Source organism: Actinomycetospora callitridis (assembly GCF_028737265.1).
Taxonomy (GTDB): domain Bacteria; phylum Actinomycetota; class Actinomycetes; order Mycobacteriales; family Pseudonocardiaceae; genus Actinomycetospora; species Actinomycetospora callitridis.
This window is the reverse complement of record NZ_JAQZAK010000008.1, coordinates 158,077-175,158: the sequence shown is the minus strand read 5'-3', so window position 1 is coordinate 175,158 and position 17,082 is coordinate 158,077. Positions and strand designations below refer to the sequence as shown.

17 protein-coding genes are annotated in these 17,082 nt (G+C 75.5%); 6 read left to right on the top strand and 11 right to left on the bottom strand.

Annotation, left to right across the window (positions count from 1 at the left end; genetic code table 11):
• Window positions 1–201: 201 nt before the first annotated feature.
• The 3 genes from PH191_RS22775 to PH191_RS22765 are packed head-to-tail and all read left to right on the top strand — an operon-like array spanning window position 202 to window position 3,040.
• On the top strand, window positions 202–1,308 hold the full coding sequence (locus tag PH191_RS22775) for a protein kinase domain-containing protein (RefSeq protein WP_274196920.1): 1,107 nt from the start codon (window positions 202–204) through the stop codon (window positions 1,306–1,308).
• Complete coding sequence (locus PH191_RS22770; protein ID WP_274196984.1) at window positions 1,308–2,570, top strand: PP2C family protein-serine/threonine phosphatase; 1,263 nt, start codon at window positions 1,308–1,310, stop codon at window positions 2,568–2,570. The genes PH191_RS22775 and PH191_RS22770 overlap by 1 nt, the downstream gene beginning before the upstream one ends.
• Entirely contained in the window at window positions 2,567–3,040 is a 474-nt protein-coding gene (locus PH191_RS22765) for an FHA domain-containing protein (RefSeq protein WP_274196919.1), read from the top strand. Before PH191_RS22770 ends, PH191_RS22765 begins: the two co-directional genes overlap by 4 nt.
• A 45-nt stretch (window positions 3,041–3,085) precedes the next feature.
• Here PH191_RS22765 and PH191_RS22760 read toward each other — a convergent pair whose 3' ends face one another.
• From PH191_RS22760 to PH191_RS22745, 4 genes are all read right to left on the bottom strand, one after another.
• Window positions 3,086–3,580 carry a GtrA family protein gene (locus PH191_RS22760; protein ID WP_274196918.1) on the bottom strand — a complete coding sequence of 165 codons (495 nt, stop codon included), beginning with the start codon at window positions 3,578–3,580 and terminating at the stop codon, window positions 3,086–3,088.
• 22 nt (window positions 3,581–3,602) lie between these two features.
• Window positions 3,603–4,652: a decaprenyl-phosphate phosphoribosyltransferase gene (locus PH191_RS22755; RefSeq protein ID WP_274196917.1), complete on the bottom strand. Its 1,050-nt coding sequence runs from the start codon at window positions 4,650–4,652 to the stop codon at window positions 3,603–3,605.
• Entirely contained in the window at window positions 4,649–5,221 is a 573-nt protein-coding gene (locus tag PH191_RS22750) for a phosphatase PAP2 family protein (protein ID WP_274196916.1), read from the bottom strand. The genes PH191_RS22755 and PH191_RS22750 overlap by 4 nt, the downstream gene beginning before the upstream one ends.
• Window positions 5,222–5,336: 115 nt before the next feature.
• Window positions 5,337–6,149, bottom strand: coding sequence for an HAD family hydrolase (locus PH191_RS22745; RefSeq protein ID WP_274196915.1), 813 nt, complete (start codon window positions 6,147–6,149; stop codon window positions 5,337–5,339).
• Between the two features lie 85 nt (window positions 6,150–6,234).
• On the opposite strand from PH191_RS22745, the gene PH191_RS22740 reads away from it, so the two are divergent.
• Window positions 6,235–6,864, top strand: coding sequence for an endonuclease (locus PH191_RS22740; protein ID WP_274196914.1), 630 nt, complete (start codon window positions 6,235–6,237; stop codon window positions 6,862–6,864).
• Here the strand turns inward: PH191_RS22740 and PH191_RS22735 are convergent, their stop codons facing one another.
• The 4 genes from PH191_RS22735 to PH191_RS22720 form a co-directional block, all read right to left on the bottom strand.
• Window positions 6,865–9,981 carry an arabinosyltransferase domain-containing protein gene (locus PH191_RS22735; RefSeq protein ID WP_274196913.1) on the bottom strand — a complete coding sequence of 1,039 codons (3,117 nt, stop codon included), beginning with the start codon at window positions 9,979–9,981 and terminating at the stop codon, window positions 6,865–6,867. It lies immediately after the preceding gene.
• Window positions 9,982–10,102: 121 nt separating this feature from the next.
• A complete protein-coding gene (locus PH191_RS22730) occupies window positions 10,103–10,540 on the bottom strand; it encodes a DUF350 domain-containing protein (protein ID WP_274196912.1) in 438 nt (145 codons plus the stop codon).
• Between the two features lie 50 nt (window positions 10,541–10,590).
• A complete protein-coding gene (locus tag PH191_RS22725) occupies window positions 10,591–11,751 on the bottom strand; it encodes a glutathionylspermidine synthase family protein (RefSeq protein WP_274196911.1) in 1,161 nt (386 codons plus the stop codon).
• A 27-nt stretch (window positions 11,752–11,778) separates the two neighbouring features.
• The gene (locus PH191_RS22720) at window positions 11,779–12,669 is read right to left on the bottom strand and encodes a hypothetical protein (RefSeq protein WP_274196910.1); all 891 of its coding nucleotides are present in this window, start codon (window positions 12,667–12,669) and stop codon (window positions 11,779–11,781) included.
• A 161-nt stretch (window positions 12,670–12,830) separates the two neighbouring features.
• Here PH191_RS22720 and PH191_RS22715 point away from each other — a divergent pair, with 161 nt between their 5' ends.
• Both PH191_RS22715 and PH191_RS22710 read left to right on the top strand, forming a co-directional pair.
• Window positions 12,831–14,075, top strand: a complete 1,245-nt coding sequence (locus PH191_RS22715; RefSeq protein ID WP_274196909.1) for a septum formation family protein — start codon at window positions 12,831–12,833, stop codon at window positions 14,073–14,075.
• Window positions 14,076–14,095: 20 nt separating this feature from the next.
• Window positions 14,096–14,440: a metallopeptidase family protein gene (locus PH191_RS22710; protein ID WP_274196908.1), complete on the top strand. Its 345-nt coding sequence runs from the start codon at window positions 14,096–14,098 to the stop codon at window positions 14,438–14,440.
• 45 nt (window positions 14,441–14,485) lie between these two features.
• Here the strand turns inward: PH191_RS22710 and PH191_RS22705 are convergent, their stop codons facing one another.
• The 3 genes from PH191_RS22705 to PH191_RS22695 are packed head-to-tail and all read right to left on the bottom strand — an operon-like array spanning window position 14,486 to window position 17,058.
• Entirely contained in the window at window positions 14,486–15,142 is a 657-nt protein-coding gene (locus PH191_RS22705) for a histidine phosphatase family protein (protein WP_274196907.1), read from the bottom strand.
• The gene (pheA, locus tag PH191_RS22700; RefSeq protein WP_274196983.1) at window positions 15,139–16,113 is read right to left on the bottom strand and encodes a prephenate dehydratase; all 975 of its coding nucleotides are present in this window, start codon (window positions 16,111–16,113) and stop codon (window positions 15,139–15,141) included. The genes PH191_RS22705 and pheA overlap by 4 nt, the downstream gene beginning before the upstream one ends.
• Window positions 16,114–16,155: 42 nt before the next feature.
• Window positions 16,156–17,058 (bottom strand): hypothetical protein, encoded by a 903-nt coding sequence (locus PH191_RS22695; protein ID WP_274196906.1) that lies wholly within the window; start codon window positions 17,056–17,058, stop codon window positions 16,156–16,158.
• Window positions 17,059–17,082: the final 24 nt, after the last annotated feature.

Genomic DNA, 17,082 nt, shown 5'->3' with positions numbered 1-17,082 from the left:
CGCGTCGTGGCCTGCGCCGACGGGCGGAGGCGCAACAGCCCACCGGGCACGGATCGTCCGGAGCGTGATGATCCACGCCGGACGGCGGGGCGCAGCGTGCGGCTCGGCGGTGACACCATGGCGTGGGGGCGGAGTCACCTCCGTCACCACGCACGCAGCACCCACGCGCCGACCGCACGTCGTCCGGACGCAGGAGACGAGATGGACCGATCCGACCCGGGGACCGCCGGTCCCCCGGTCCCGGAGCAGGCGCGGTTCTGCGCGCGCTGCGACGGGCCGGTGGGCCGGGGACGTGCCGGGCGACCGGGACCCGAGCGCGGCATCTGCCCGTGGTGCGGCGCGCGGTTCGACGTCCGTCCCGACCTCGCGGTCGGCACCGACCTCGCCGGCGCGACGGACCGCTACCGGGTGCGGGCTCCGCTGGTCCGCGGGGCGCGCGGCTGGTCGTACACCGGCACGCGGATCCGGGACGGCGCCCTCGTCGTGCTCGGGCGCCTCGAGGGCCCCGACGGACCGGCCGCCGGCGCGCTCGCGGTGAGCGAGACCGCGGCGCTGCTCGGGCTCGACATCCCCGGTCTGGTGCGCGCGCGGGACGAGGTGCGGGCCGAGGGACGCGACGGCCCGGTGCGCCTGCTCGTGCTCGACCACGTGGACGGCGAGGCCCTCTCCGAGCACCGCCCGTGCCCGCCCGCCGAGGCGCTCGACGCCGTCCTGGGCGCGGTGTCCGCGATCGCGGCCCTGCACGCGCACGGACTGCTGCACGCCGACCTCAACCCGTCGAACCTGCTCACGGGGCCGGACGGGATCACGGTGCTCGACCTCGGCAGCGTGCGGCGCGTCGAGGACCGCCGGAGCGACGTCTGGACGACCACCGGGTTCGTCGCCCCCGAGATCCACCCCGGCGGGCCCGGTCCGTCGGTGGCCTCCGAGGTCTTCGCGCTGGGCCGCACGCTCGCCGTGCTGCTCGCCGACTTCGACCACCAGCGGCGGCACGCCCACCGTCTGCCCGACCCGGCCGGCGTGCCGGTCCTGCGCGACGACCCCGACCTCGTGGCCCTGCTGACCCGCGCCACCCACCCCGACCCGGACCACCGCCACCGCAGCGTCGAGGCGTTCGCCGCCGAGGCGCGGCGGATCCGGGCGCGCTACGGCACCGCCGGCCGGGTCGATCCGGCCACCCGACCGGGCGAGGACGGGGTGGGGGCCGGCGTGGCCGCCGGGACCGGCCGGGAAGATGGCCCGACCCCCCACGGCGTGCCACGCGACACCCGTGACCCCCGTGACGTCCGAGGAGCAGCGATCCCGTGATGGAGATGGCCGGGCGCGCCCCGGTGCCCGGGGAGCACGACGCCCGGTCCGGGGACGCGGAGTCCGGGGGGCCGCTCGTGGAGCGCACCGATCTGCGCTCCGAGCTCGCCGCGGTGGCGCCGCCGCGCTGCCCGCGCTGCGGGGACGAGGCGCCGCCCGCCGCGGACGGCGCCTGCCCGACCTGCGGGTCGCCGCGTCCGGTGGTGCGCGACCACGTCGAGCTGGTCCTGGGCGACGCCGCCGCCGTCACGGACCGCGGCCTGCGGCGTCGTCGCAACGAGGACGCGGTCGAGCTCGGCCGGCGCGTCGAGGGCGGCGTCGAGACGTGGGTCGCGGTGGTCTGCGACGGCGTCGCCTCCGCCCGTCGCGGCGACGAGGCGAGCCTCGCGGCCGTCGGTGCCGCCGTGGGTGCCGCGCTGGAGACCGCCGCGGCGCCCGCGACGCCGCCGTCCGGGTTCCCGGCCGTCTCCTCCGGGGACGCCGTCTCGTCCGGGGACACCGGGCCGATCGCGACCGTGTCGGAGGACCCGGGCGAGGCCGCGGCTGCCGCCGAGGACGCCGCCCGCCGTGCGGGCACCGGCCTGAGCGGGGAGCTCGACGCGCTGGCGACCGCGGCGTCGGCGGCGGCAGCCACCGCGGCGGCGGACCTCGGGCGCGGGGGCGGCGACAGCCCGGCCTGCACGTACGTCGCGGCGGTCGTCCGGGGCGGCGACGCCGTGGTGTCGTGGATCGGGGACAGCCGCGCCTACTGGCTGGCCGGCGACGGGTCGTCGCGCCTGCTGAGCACCGACGACTCGTGGGCCGAGGAGATCGCCAACGCGGGGCTGATGTCCCGTGAGGACGCCGCGCGGGACCGGCGCGCCCACGTCCTCACCCGCTGGCTCGGACGCGACGCCCCCAGCGGGCCGGCGCACGCCCGCCGGGTGCGACTCGGCGTCCCCGGCGTCCTGATGCTCTGCAGCGACGGGCTGTGGAACCACCTGCCCGACCCGGACGTGCTGGCCCGCCTCGCGGCGCCCGCGCTGGGTGGCGCGACCCCCGGTGCCCCCGAGGACGGCGAGCAGCACCCCGCCCTCGCGGCGGCGCTCGCCCTGCTCTCGGCCGCGCTCGACGACGGTGGCCACGACAACACCACGCTCGCGATCGTGCCGATCGTTCCCCCCGCCGACTCGGGACGCCCTTCGGTGGCCGTCGACGGCCGGGGCCCCGACGAGCGCACCGGGCCCATCCCGCTCGACGGGGAGGGTGTGGTCGACCGGTGAGCGACGAGGCGCCGGGGGGCGGCTCCTGGGTGGTGACGATCTGGGCGGATCGCGACTACCACGACCTCGTGCGCGCCCGGGAGACCGCGGGGACGACCGCGCCCCTCGCCGACGACTTCCCGTCCGGGCTCGCACCGCGCGAGGTCGTGCTGCGCGCCGACGAGGTCCGTGTCGGACGGGCCGGCGACCCCGCCGGCGGTCCCCACGGGGGCCACCCCGGCAGCCAGCCCGCGGACCTCCCCGAGATCGACCTCAGCGGCCCGCCGCGCGATCCGGGTGTCTCGCACCTGCACGCGGTGCTGCTCGCCCTGCCCCGCGACCGGTGGGTGGTGATCGACGCCGGGTCGACCAACGGGACGACGCTGAACTACGCGGAGGAAGCGCTGACGCCGGACACCCCGGTACCGCTGCAGTCGGGCGACCGCATCCACGTCGGGGCCTGGACCACGCTGACCGTCGAGCGCCGCTGAGCAGCGCCGATCTCTTCAGGGCCGATCTCTTCAGGGCCGATCTCTTCAGCGCCGGTCCACCAGGGGGATCGGACGCGTGACGGCCTCACCGACCGAGGGCGCGGACCGCGGCGGGACCGCGGGCGCCGCTGCGAACGGGCGCGGTTCCAGCACCGCCTTGGTGATCACGAAGCGCGCGGCGAGGAAGCTCACCGGCAGCGCCAGCGCCGCCGCGGCCAGCGGGGCGAGGCGTTCGTCGACGCCGAGGTGCACGAGCCCGACCACGCCGACCGTGGTGGCGAGGATGTTGACCACCTGGGACGCCGGGTAGAGCAGGAACCGCGTCCACGTCGGGCGCACGCGGAACGTGAAGCGACAATTGAGGAAGAACGACACCACCATGGCCGTGCCCAACCCGACGGTGTGCGCGACGAGGTAGCCCGCGCGCGGGTGGGCGAGGAGGTAGGTGCCGTAGTAGGTGGCCGCGTTGGCCAGACCGACCAGCCCGTAGCGCACGAGCCCGCCGAGGAGCTCGCGCGTCGAGCGGGCCGTGGTGCTCATCCCGCGAGGGGTCCGGCGGACCTCACGCGATGCCCGGCGCGAAGTAGACCGCGAGGCCGATCAGCGCGACCCAGACGAGGCCGAGCACCTGCAGCACCCGGTCCCCCAGGACGATCTCCTCGGGCTCACCGCCGTTGCCGCCGTCCACGTCGACGGCGTAGCGCAGGATCGCGACGACGAACGGCACGATCGAGACGATCGCCCACGTCGAGGGCGAGGTCGGCATCCGGCCAGGCGTCGCGGTGACGCCGATGCCGAACGCCCAGAGGCCGTAGGCCATGATCACGACGGTGGCCGAGAGCGACCACACGAAGCGCAGGTAGGACGCGGAGTAGCGCTCCAGCGACTTGCGGATCTTCGCGCCGGTGCGCTCGGCGAGGCGCATCTCGGCGTAGCGCTTGCCCGACGCCATGAACAGCGACCCGAAGGCCATGGTGAGCAGGAACCAGGGCGACAGGGGCAGGCCCGCGGCCGCGCCACCCGCGATCGCGCGCATGAGGAAGCCGGACGAGACGATGCAGATGTCGATGACCGGCTCGTGCTTGAGCCACAGGCAGTAGGCCAGCTGCACGACGATGTAGATCGCCGTGACCAGCAGCAGGTCGGGGTCGGCGAGCAGGCTGACGCCCAGCGCGCCCGCGAACAGCACGATCCCCGTGACCACCGCGAGCGCCGGCGGGACGATGCCCGCCGCGATCGGGCGGTACTTCTTCTTGGGGTGCGCGCGGTCGGCCTCGACGTCCTTGGTGTCGTTGATCAGGTAGACACCGGAGGCCGCGAGCGAGAACGCGACGAACGCCAGCGCGACGTCCGGCAGGACGGTGAGGTCGAACAGCCGGCCTGCGGCGAACGGCGCGGCCAGCACCAGGATGTTCTTGACCCACTGCCGCGGGCGCATCGCCTTGAGCAGGCCCAGCGGCACGGCCACGGGGCGGGGGCGGCGGGTCGTGGCCGGGGTCGTCCCGGTGCTCGACTCGGCACTCGTCTCGGTGCTCGCCCCGGCGGGGTCGGCGACCACCGCGGTGGTCTCCTCCTGCTCGCGGGCGGCGCTCGACGGCGTCACGGGGGTCATGCGGTCCTCCAGCGGCCGACCGAGCCCCGGCGCACGGCACGGCGCGCGCCGGCCGCGCACACCGCCCCCAGCACCGAGCCCGCCAGCACGTCGGTCGGGTAGTGGACGCCCAGGACGAGGCGCGAGAGCGCCATGCCGGGCACGACGAGCGCCGCGGCACCCGCTCCGCCGCCGCCGACGAGCCCCGCGTAGAGCAGGGCGGCCGCGGTGGTGGACGAGGCGTGCGACGACGGGAAGCTCAGCCGGCTCGGGGTGCCGACGTGGACGGCCAGCCGGGCATCGTGGGGACGGCGCCGGCGCACGACGCGCTTGACGGCGATCGAGGCACCGTGCGCGGCGACCACACCCGCGACCGCGGTGCCCCACTGGCGGCGGCGCGGTGCGTCCAGCGCGGCGCCGAGCGCACCGAGGGCGATCCACCCGGCGGCGTGCTCCCCGAAGAACGAGAGCGCCCGGGCGGCGCCCACGACCGGCGGGGTGCCGAGGCGGTGCTGCACGGTCTCGAGGACCGCGACCTCGCCCCGGGCCGGCCCGATGATCACTTCGGGCCCCTCGGCACGATCGAGCACGTGGTGGTCCCTCCTGCTCGCGAGGCGGCGTTCGCCTGACACCCGAGCGGATGTTACGCGGGTCTTGACATCACCCCTGCAGTGGTCCATCGCGCCACGCCGGGCAGCGGTTCGTTCAGAACCATCTCTCGAGGACAGACGCGACGCCGTCCTCGAGGTTGCTCGCGGTGACCTCGTCCGCGACGCAGAGCACATCCGGGTGCGCGTTGGCCACCGCGACGCCGTGTCCCGCCCACGCCAGCATGGACAGGTCGTTGGGCATGTCGCCGAACGCGACGACGTCCGCGGCACCCACCCCGTGGTGCGACGCGGCGCGCGCGAGCCCGGTGGCCTTGGTGACCCCGCGCACGGCGCACTCGAGCAGCCCGCCGCTCGCGGAGTAGGTGACGTCGACGAGGTGCCCGACGGCCCGGCGCGCCTGCGTCGCCATGGTCGCGCTGTCGAGCGTCGGGTGGCGGGCGAGCACCTTGATCACGGGCTCGGCCAGCAGCTCGCCCGGCGCGACCTGCCGGTGGTCGGGCAGGGGGTAGGCGTGCACGTACGCGGGATCCGAGACGAACTGCTGGTCACGGCGGTCGAAGGCGCCGTCGCCGACCCGCTCCACCGCGATGCCGCACCCCGGGATCGCGGCGCGCAGACCGTCGGTGACCTCGGCGAGCGCGTCCACGTCGAGGGTCTCCGTCGCGAGCACCCGGTCGGTCGCCGCGTCGTAGAGCACCGCGCCGTTGGCGGCCACGGTCAGGGGGTGCACGCCCAGCGCGTCGCACACGCGCGGCACCCAGCGCGGCGGACGACCCGTGGCGAGCACCAGCGGCACCCCGCCCGCGACCGTCCGTGCGACGACGGCGCGCGTGCGCTCCGAGACCTCCCCGCCCTCGCCGAGCAACGTCCCGTCGACGTCGCTGGCGACCAGGCGCGGGCTCTGCACGCTCCCGAGACTATGGCCTGCGGCCACGTGAGCGATCCGGGTCGCCATGACGACCCAGATCGCTCACGTGCGGGTATCCGCCTCGATGACGACCATCGACGCGCTGCTGGACGACGCCGGGCGGACGTTCGCCGACGAGGCCGGCATCGAGCTGACGAACGAGCCCGCCCCGCTCTACCGCCTGCTCGTGCTGAGCACGCTGCTCTCCCGCCGGGTGCAGTCGAAGCTCGGCACGAGGGCCTGCCGCGAGCTCCTCGACGCCGGGATGGGCACACCCGAGCGGATGCGCGACGCGGACTGGGAGACCCGTGTCCGGACGCTGGGCCGGGCGAACTACACGGGCACCGAGCAGACCGCGACCGCGCTCGGCGAGGGCGCGCAGCTCGTGCTCGACGAGTGGGGCGGCGACCTGCGCCGCATGCGGGAGGCCGCCGACGGCGACGCCGAGCAGCTCGCGGGGTTCCTCACCGCGTTCCCGCGCCTCGGGCCGGTGGGCGCCGACATCTTCACCCGCGAGGTCCAGGCGGTATGGCCCGAGTTCCGGCCCCACCTCGACCCCAAGGCCCTGGCCGGCGCGGAGAAGCTCGGGCTCCCGCAGGACCCCGCGAAGCTGGCCGAGCAGGTCTCCGGCGACGACCTCGCCCGCCTTGCCGCCGCCCTCGTGCGCGCCGACCGCGACTCCGACGTCCGCGAGGACGTCCAGCAGCAGTCCTAGTCAGCCGACCGCGCCCTGCGGCTCGACGCCGACGTACTCCTCGCGGGCGAGGGTCGGGCCGCGCTCCCAGCCGGACTTCGTGCGCTCCGTCGTCGTGACGCCGTACCGGCCGGTGGGCAGGTCGCGGACGACGAGGTCGACGCGGCCCCACGGCTTGGCGGCCTGCGCGCCGGGCGGGACGGCCGTGGCGAGGCGGACGTAGGTGGCGCCGACGGTGTCGAACCGCCACACGCCGCCGCGGAACCGGCTGTCCTGCAGCCCGTAGTACGCCGAGGTCAGGTCCTCGTCGGCGTGGATCCGCACCTCCGACGGCGGGGCGATGCCGTCGTGCACCGCCACCTGGTTCACGCACGGCCACATCACCGCGGACATCTGGTCGACGAGCACGGGACGGTCGCCCAGCACCGGCGCGATGGGCGACGGGCGCGCGAGGAAGGGCTCGGCGACGGCGAGGCGGTCCGACCCGCGCTGCCCCGTCGAGTCGACGACGACCCGCACGAACGTCGGTTCGCCGGGCGCGTCGACGAGCGACGCGGGGCGCTGCTGCCAGGTCCGCTCATCGGCGTTCGGGAGGTAGTCGATCTCCGTCCGCCCCAGGACACGGGGGTTCGCCGCCGGGCCGTCGCCGAACTCGACCGACACGCGCTCGTCGGGGGGACCGTCCTCGAGCATCGGGACCACGACGTCGGTGGCCTCCGAGCCGGCCGGCACCGGGTACCAGCCGGTGACCACGGTGCCGCGACCACTCGAGTCGTCGGTGACGTCGTGCCAGACCCGTCCGAGGCCGGGCACCGGCTCCGGGACGGGGGCGACGGTGTCGTCGACGAAGTTGCCGGTGGTCGTCGCCGGGTTCACGGGGGCGCCGAGCGGCACCGGCGTGGACCGCAGGACCGTGACGTTGTCCTCGAGCCCGCAGCCCTGGCGCACGACGTCCTTGACGTTGCCCAGCGCCACGGTCCAGCCCGGGTACTGGCGCAGGGGCGCGAGCACCATGATCCCGATCAGCCCGACGACCACGCTGGCGCACGCGACGGCGAGCAGGGCCCGGTCCGGCTCCGGGCGCGGCAGCCGGCGCTCGGGCCAGCGCCGCAGCGACCAGTGCGCCCACGCGGCGGCGAGCAGGGCGAGCCCGACCCAGACGAGCGGGTTGCGCAGGAACACCGGCCCGAAGTGCGGGGCGAGGAGGTTCTGGCTCAGCGGCGTCGGATACGGGTCGGCGTGCGCGCCGAAGAACTGCCCGCGGTCGGTGTACGGCCGCCAGAGGTTCCACCCCGCGTAGCTCACCGACGTCGCGATGACCAGGACGGCGACACCGCCGGTGGTGGCCAGCGCGCGGTCGTGGCGCGGCATCGGACCGCGCAGCAGCGCCAGCGCGATCAGCACGGTGCCCGAGGCCGCGATGGCCGGGAAGTGCAGGACCCACTTGGTCGGGCTGGCCGCGACGAGGGCGAAGGCGACGGCGGTGGTCGCCGCGGCGTGCAGCAGCACGCGGCGCAGGGCGTCGTCGTCGGGCCCGCGCCGTCCGCTGCCCGCCGCGACCAGGAGCGTCAGCCCGAGCGTGATCAGGATCGGCATGCGGGCCGCCCACGGCGTGCGCCCGGGGCCCAGCAGGGTCTGATAGTGGACGAGCTCGTCGTACCAGGGGACGGTGTCGTAGTAGTACGCGTGCACCGCCGACGCCTCGATCACGTCGCCGAGCGAGGCGTCGGCGAAGGCCACGGGGACGGCGACCGACGACGCCGCGGCCAGCACGGCGAGCATCGTGAGCTGCTGGCGCCGGGGCGTCGCGACGATCTTCGGCCAGGCCCGTGGGAGCTCGACCAGCAGGGGCGCGATCGCGACGACGCCGGTCGGGGAGCACGCGATGGCCAGCGCCGCCGCCATCATCGCGCCGGCGTAGAGGATCGGGGCCTCACGGTCGCGGGCGAGCTCCACGAGCAGCAGCACGATGACCGAGAGCAGCACGATCAGCGCCTCGGGCCGCAGGGTCAGCCCGAACGGCAGCCACCACAGCAGGTGCGCGAGGAGCAGCGCCCACGGCACGTAGGCGTAGCGGACCTCGGTGCGCCGCCCGAGCAGGACGAAGAACGTCCGCAGCAGCGCCCAGGTCGCCAGGCCGAACAGCAGCGGCAGGCAGCGCTGCCAGACCAGGCCCCAGCCACCGATCGCGCCCCACACCTGCATCGCGTACTGCGAGGCCACGAAGGGGTTCTCGGTGACGTTGAACATGTAGACGGCGTTGCCGATGTAGCCCGCCTCGCCGGCGTCGCGCGCCATCAGCGGGTACCAGCTGTCGTCGAAGTTCATCGGCGCCACGAACACCCAGCCCGCCGAGATGGCGAGGAGGAAGCCGTCGGCCCACGAGAGGTGCCGGCGCAGGCGTCCCGGCCAGGACCGCGGGCCGAGCCAGCCGCGCGCCCGCCGCCACTGACCCTGGCGGTGCACGAGGACCAGCAGCACCGCGAGGGCCGCGAGGTGCGCGATCAGCAGCACGATCTTCAGCGGTCCGGGCGTCGAGGCGTAGCGGTCGTCGGTGCGCACCGTCGCGGCCAGGCCGGCGGCGGCCGGCGTCCCGTCGGTGCTCGTCGTGAGCTGGGACATCAGCGGCGGCAGGACGCCCGCGCAGTCCCCGCACGCCAGCGGGAGGGGCACGCCGTCCTGTGTCACCCGCAGCCCTGCCTCGTCCACGGTGACGACGAGCCGGCAGTCGCCCGCGGGCACCGGGCCCGCCGCGACCGTCGTGCCGGAGACCGTCAGGGCGGCCTGTGTCCCGGTGGAGGCGAGCACCAGTCCGCCGCCGCCCGCGTCGCCGGGCAGCGTGCTCAGCACGTTGCCACCCGCCCGCAGTGCGGCGCACGGCACGGTCGCGGAGAAGCCGAGCGGCCGGGGCGGGTTGAGCGCCAGCTGCGTCGAGACCGGGCCGCCCGCCGCGGCCGCCGGGTCCGGCCACGTCACCGTCGTGTCCTGCACGGTCACCGGGGCCAGCGGCACCGCGATGCCCAGGACCAGGGTCAGCAGCGCCCACACGAGCACGGTGGTCCCGCTCGGACGCCGCACCGGGTCGGGTCCGTCGCCCTGGGGCGAGGTCGCGCTCCCGGCGCGCACGAGCGTCGTCACCGCCCGCCCTCGGGGCGCACGGTCGACAGCGGGACGAACCGGGGAGTAGGCACCAGGGGAAAGGGTAGGTCGTTCGGCGCCGGTGAAGGGGCCGGGGTGGGGCGCGTGTCCCGCGGCGACGCTAGATGATGGCGACGGCGACGACGAGCCCCAGCGCCAGGTGCATCGCCGCGATCACGGCGGAGTCCGGGGTGAAGCGGTCGTCGTGCAGGCAGCCGTCGACGTCGAGACGCGCCACGGCCTCGAGCCCGCGCACCGCGAGCACCTGGGCGACGATCCCGACGAGGCCGTAGATCGCCGTGTTCAGCATCCCCTCGACGAACCCGCCGCCGGAGATGTAGATGGCCACGACGACGATCAGCGCCATCGAGACCATCCCCGCCGCCGAGACGACCACGGCGTTCGGCCGGCCCTCGCGGACCAGCCCGCGCAGGTCGCCGGGGGTCGTGAGGTCGATGGCGAAGTAGCCCACGTACATCAGCACGGCCCCGATCACGGCGTAGACCGCGATCAGGCCGATGTTGACGCCCACGGTGGGCCAGAATTCGGGAGCGAGCACCTGTCGTGGCCTCCATCCGGACGAACGGGGCGCCAGATTAGGGCACGGCGTCAGTCGGGGATGCGGTGCGGCACGAACGCCGCGCCGTTGTCCGTCACGAGCCCCGTCGTCTCCCGGATGCCGAGCCCCGCGGAGGTGTCGCCGACGATCCAGGCGCCGAGGGCGGGGCGGTAGCCGTCGAACTCGGGAAGCGGGTCGAAGAGCTGGTAGACGTAGCCCTCCTCGCCGTAGACGCCGCCGGTCTCGGTCTCGTAGCCCGGGGCGACGATCGCGATGTTCGCGCCCTCGCGGCCGAGCAGCGGCTTGCGGACGTACTCGGTGAGCAGGCCCGGGTCACCCAGCGAGGCCGGGAGCAGGTTCGGGTGCCCGGGGTACATCTCCCACAGGACCGCGAGCAGCGCCTTGTTCGACAGCAGCGTCTTCCACAGCGGCTCGATCCATGTCGTCTCGGGCAGGCTGCGGACGACGTGCTTGCCGAAGTCGTCGCCGAGGATCCACTCCCACGGGTAGAGCTTGTCCACCGTCGCGATCGGCGCCTCCTCGAGGTCGACGAAGCGGTCGAGCGCGGAGTCCCACCCGAGCTGCTCGATCGCGAGGCCGATGGTGTCGAGGCCGGCCTCGGCCGCGCACTCCTGCAGGTAGGCGACCGTGACGTGGTCCTCGCCCGTGGGGTCGGCCTGCGACCAGCAGAAGTGCGCCTCGTTGCGGGGCAGCTTCGCGGCGATCTCGCCCCAGCGCTCGACCAGCTTCTCGTGCAGCGAGTTCCACTGGTCGTCGTCGGGGTGGACGTCCTTGAGCCAGTACCACTGGCAGATCGACGCCTCGAGCAGCGTGGTCGGGGTGTCGGCGTTGTACTCCAGCAGCTTCGCCGGCCCCGAGCCGTCGTAGCGAAGGTCGAAGCGCCCGTAGAGATGCGGGTCGCCACGTCGCCAGGACGCCGCGACCTGCTCCCAGCACCACTCGGGCAACGCGAAGTCGCGGAACCGCTCGGTGGTGACGACGTGGTCGACGGCCTCGAGACACATCGAGTGCAGGAGCTCCACGTCGGCCTCGAGCGAGAGGATCTCGGCCATGTCGAAGACGTAGTGCACCGACTCGTCCCAGTAGGGCCGGGCGCCGTTCAGCCCCGCAGCAGGGGTGCCGAACACCAGCCCCTGCTCCTCGATCTTCGACTGCCAATCGGGACGGGGCCTACCGGTCGCGCGCTGCACGACGCCGATCCTGCCGTATCGCCGCCACTAGCTGCCGCTGGAGCTGCTCCCGCCGCTGCTGCTCGAGCTGCCCGACGAGCCGCTGGTGCCGCTGGAGCTACCGCCGACGCCCAGGCCGCCACGGCTGACCGTGCCGCTGCTCGAGGTCGACCCCAGCGAGCTGCCCGAGGTGCCGCTGCGCACGCTGGTACCGGCCGCCGGCGGCGCCGTCGTCCCGCCCTGGGCGACCGTCCCCACGGGCGACCGGCTGCCGTAGTTGTAGTGGTACTGGTTGCCGAAGCCGCCGATGAAGATCGGGACGAAGACGCCGCTGCTGTTGTAGTAGCCGCCCTGCTGGCTCCCGCCGCAGTTCTCGTCGGGCACGACGACGCCCTGCGGGTCGACGCACTGGGCCTCGACCTCGTCGGGCTGGCTGGCCGCGTAGACGATCGCGACGAGCGCGACCACGCCGACCGCGACACCGCCGCCGACCAGCACCCGCTTGCGGACCTTCTTCTTGCGCTGCGCGGCGGCCTCCGCGGCGTCGCGCTGGGCCCGCTCGCGCCGCTGCGCCTCGCGGCGCGCGCGCTGCTCGGCGACCGTGGGCTCGCGGGGCTTGGTGGTCTCGGGGTCCTGGTAGCGCACCCGGCCACGGGAGCGGCCCTGGACCTCCTGGCCGGAGTCGGCGCCCACCGCGGCCATCGCCCCGCTGCCCGACGTCGTCGTGGCCGCGGGCACGCCCGAGGGCGGGGTCGCGGTGTCGTCGCCCGCGTGCACGTCGGTCGTGTCGTTCGCGTCGTTCGTGTCGTCGGCCCCGCGGTGGCGCCCCGCCGCGACCGCCGACGTGTCGACCTTGTCCGTCGGCCGCGCCGCCGAGGTGTCGAACTTCTCGGTCCGTCCGTCCGACGGGCGAGTGTCGTCGCCCTCTCGCTCCGTCATGTCCCGCCCTTCCGCACTCCCGGTCGGACTCCCCGGCCGGCTCCCGCCGCGCGGGGCGCCGACGTCCTGGGGCCGCCCGGCGCGCGCCGGTCACCGTCGATCCTGCCGGATCCGGGGGTCGCCCGCCCTCCTCGGCCCGCGAGCGGCATGATGTCAGGGCGATGCTGCTCCGGGAACGCCAGTCCGGGCCGTCCGGTGAGGACCGCCCCGATTCCGGCGACGACGCCGCCCACCGCCGCCTGATCGATCGTGTCCTCGGACCCGACGACGGCACCGATCCCCGTCGTCGCGCCGCGCGCCGCGGTGTCATCGGTGTCCTGGCCGGCGCCCTGATCATGCTGATCGCCGCCGCCGCGCTCGCCGCCACGGGGCAGGCGCCCGGGGTGCTCGGGGTCGCCGACGAGCAGCCGAGCGCGTCCGGCGGCTCGAGCGGCGAGGACGCCGACGAGCGACCCGCGCTGACCACCGAGCCCGGCCGCTGCCTGACCTGGGGCCGCGACGACGCCGGTGACGTCCGCGAGGTCGAGTGCGCGCAGCCGCACCTCTTCGAGAGCGTCGGCGCCGTCACCGCCACCCAGCCGCCGGGGGCGCCGTTCCCCGCCGACCCGGCCTGGCAGCAGCTCGTGACCGACCAGTGCACCCCGCAGGCCACCCGGTACCTGCAGGGCCGCCTCGACCCCGCAGGCCGCTACAAGACGGGCGCCCTCAAGCCGACCCAGGCCGCGTGGGACGGCGGCGACCGCACGGTGCGCTGCGGGCTGCAGGCCCCGGGCCGCACGGGCGCGCTGTTCCCGTCGAGCGGGCGGGTGGCCGACGCCGACCAGGCCGTGGTGTTCGACGCGGGCACCTGCCTCGGGCTCGCCGGCAAGGAGGTCTCGGACCCCGTCGCCTGCGGCGAGACCCACGCCGCCGAGGTGGCCGGGGTCGTCGACCTCGGCACCCAGTTCCGCGACACGTTCCCGTCGGTGGACGACCAGGACAACTACCTGCAGCCGACCTGCCAGCGCATCGCCGAGCAGTACGTCGGCTCGGCGCAGAAGCTCACCGACTCGAAGCTCACGGTGTACTGGACCAACCTCGCGCAGGAGTCCTGGACCGCGGGCACCCGGCGCGTCACCTGCAACCTCGGCTCGCTGCTGGCCGACAACTCGGGCTTCGCCCCGCTGACGGGCAAGGCCGCGGACGGCGTCACGATCGGCGGCCCCGGGGATCAAGCGCCCGCGACGACGCCGAGCCTGCGTCCCGGCGCGCCGGCGTCGGTGCCGGGCTCCGCGACTCCCGCTCCCGAGGGCGGCGGCACCGCGACCGGCGGCACGGCCGGCGGGGCGGGGCAGGAGCCCGGCGGGCAGCAGCAGCCCGGCCTGTCGGTGCCCGCCCTGCCCGTCCCGGGCCTCGGCGGCGGCTGACCCCGCCGTCCCCTGCGCCCGTGGAGGTCCCGCCCGACCGGTTCGAGGAGCTCGTCGCCGACGCCCTCGACGAGCTCCCGGCACCGTTGACCCGGGCGATGGACAACGTCGTCGTGCTCGTCGACGACCGTCATCCCGAGGAGCCCGACCTGCTCGGGGTCTACGAGGGCGTCGCGCTCACCGAGCGCTACAGCGACTACGGCGGCGTCCTGCCCGACCGGATCACGCTCTACCGCCTCGCCCTCGCCGACGTGTGCTCCGACGAGGACGAGCTGCGTGAGGAGGTCGCGGTGACCGTCGTGCACGAGATCGCGCACCACTTCGGCATCGACGAGGAGACCCTGCACCGCCTGGGCTGGGGCTAGGGCCGTGAGCGAAGTTCACGGCTATAGCCGGGAACTTCGCTCACGTCAGCCGGTGACGTCGTCGCTCGAGGGCAGGCCGCCGGGGACGGCGGCGCGCCAGGCGACGAGCTCCCAGCCGCTGCCGCGGGGCCGCAGGACGACGCGGCCGCAGTTGGCGACGTGCTCCTCCTCCGCGCGCGGCGTGCCGACGTGCTCGACGAGCTCCTGGGCCGCCAGGCGCAGCGCGGCCCCGTGGCTGACCAGCACGAGCGTGCCGCCGTCGGGGTGGCGGTCGCGCAGGCCGGCGACGGCGGGGAGGTAGCGGTCGAGCAGGTCGCGCCCGCTCTCCCCGCCGGGGTGGGCGACGTCGAGGTCGCCGGCCTGCCAGCAGTCGTAGACCCGGCGGAACTCGGCGATGGCGGGCTCGTCGTTGCGGCCCTCGAGCTCCCCGACGAACACCTCGTGCACCCCGGTGACCTCCCTCGGCGTGAGACCGACGTAGCCGGAGACGATCTCGGCCGTCTCCCGGGCCCGCTGCGCCGGCGAGTGGTACAGCGCGGTCACGGTGCCCTCGGCGCCGTCGCCGAGCTCCCCGCCCAGGGCGTGGGCCTGCGCACGCCCGAGCTCGGTCAGCGGCGGCCCGGGCAGGACGGTGTCGAGGATCCGGTCGATGTTGGCCTGGGTCTGGCCGTGGCGGGCCAGCACGAGTCGGAGATCGCTCACGCGCCCGTCCCGTCCCGCAGCGCCGCCACCCAGGACGCCGCCTCGGTGTGGTCCTTGAGGGTCTGCCCGGGCTCCTGCTCGCCGGGCCCGGACACCGCGTCCCCGCGGGGCCCGTCGAGCCGGGCGCGCGGGTAGGAGCCGAGGAACCGCACGTCGGTGCACCGGCGCCGCAGCGCGGCCAGCGCCTCGCCCATCGCGGGGTCGGCGACGTGCCCGCTGCCGTCGAGGAAGAACCAGTAGTCGCCGCGGCGGTCCTGCAGCGGGCGCGACTCGATGCGGGTGAGGTCGACCCCGCGCATGGCGATCTCGGTGAGCACGGCGAGCAGCGCGCCGGGACGGTTCACGGTGGTCGCCGCGATCGAGGTGCGGTCGTCGCCGGTGGGCGTGGGCAGGCCGGGCGGCCCGGGCGGGCGGACCAGCACGAACCGCGTCACGGCGTCGCCGCTGTCGTGCACCCCGGTCGCGAGGGCCTCGAGCCCGTGGTGGGCCGCGGCGACGGGCGCGCACACCGCGGCGTCGACCTCGCCTGCGGCCACCTGCGCCGCGGCGGCCGCGGTGGAGCCGGTGAGGCGCACCTCGGCGCCGGGCAGGTGCTCGGCGATCCAGCGGCGGGTCTGGGCCTCGCCGTGCGGGTGCGACGCCACGCTGGTGACGTCGGCCGCGGTGGTGCCCGGACGCACGAGCACCGCGAACTCCACGCGCAGCAGGATCTCCCGCACGATCACCAGCGGCGGTTGCTCGACGAGCCCGTCCATCGTCGCGGGCACGCCGCCCTCGACGGAGTTCTCGACGGGCACGCACGCCGCGTCCGCGTCACCGCGCCGCACCGCGTCGAGCACCGCGGTGGTGCTCGACAGGGGGTGCTCCGAGGGCTCGGCGTCGCCCAGGGCGGCGTCGAGGTCGGCGGGCGTCAGGGTGCGCAGCGCCTGTTCGCAGAACGTGCCGTGCGGGCCGAGGAACGCCACGCGCAGACCGGTCACGCCCACCGAGCGTACGCAGGCGCCCGGCGGGCGTCAGAGCAGGCCGAGGCGGGTGAGCTCGGGGCCCTGGTCGGCGACCGACGTCGAACCGAACGACGAGAACAGCGCGCGGACGCGCAGCGCGGCGTCCGGGCCGACGGCGGCGAGCTCGGCGGCCAAGGCGTCGCCGTCGGTGATCGCGAGCGCGTCGCCGATGCGTTGCTCGACGGGGGTGTCGAGGCCCGGGGTGAGGGCACGCAGCGTGGCCACGAGCAGGTTCAGCCAGCCGTGGTGGGTGAAGCCGGTGACCAGGTCGGTGTGCCGCACCGCGGACTGCAGGCCGATGCTCGCCGTGAACGACCGCCCCGCGCCGACGGCCAGGGCGACGAAGCCGGACACGTCGGGGATGCCCGGGAAGGCACCGGCGCGCCCGCCGCCGCAGCGCAGCTTGGGGCGGCAGCCGTGGTCCACGACCCGGCGCACGCCGTCGAGCCAGTCCGAGGAGCCGCCGACGTCGGGGCGACGCGGCTCGACCACGGCCACGACGTCCTCGGGCACGAACTCGGTGACGCGCTCGAGCCAGACGGTGTCGACGTCGTGCGGCGCCGGCATCTCGACCGTGCGGGGGTCGAGCAGGGCCGCCCGCGACGAGGTCAGCGAGAGCGCCTTGGGGACGCCGCCGAGGCCGGTGTCGACCGCGAGCGCGACGGGGACGGGCCCCGCGGGCCGGCGCTTCACCAGCTCCGCGACGAGCTCGGAGAGCCGGGACACCGGGACCACCAGCGAGCCGAGCAGCCCTCCGGCGTCGGCGGACCGCGCCGCGAGGTGCTCGTCGACGACCGTCGCCATGGACGGGCGCGTGCCCTCGGCCACGAGCGCCGCATTGTCGACGATCGCGCGGAGCAGCGGAGGAACACCGTCGACCGGTGCCCCGCCGGCCTGGGGGACGGTGGACACGTCCGCACGGTAGCGGGCGGCCCG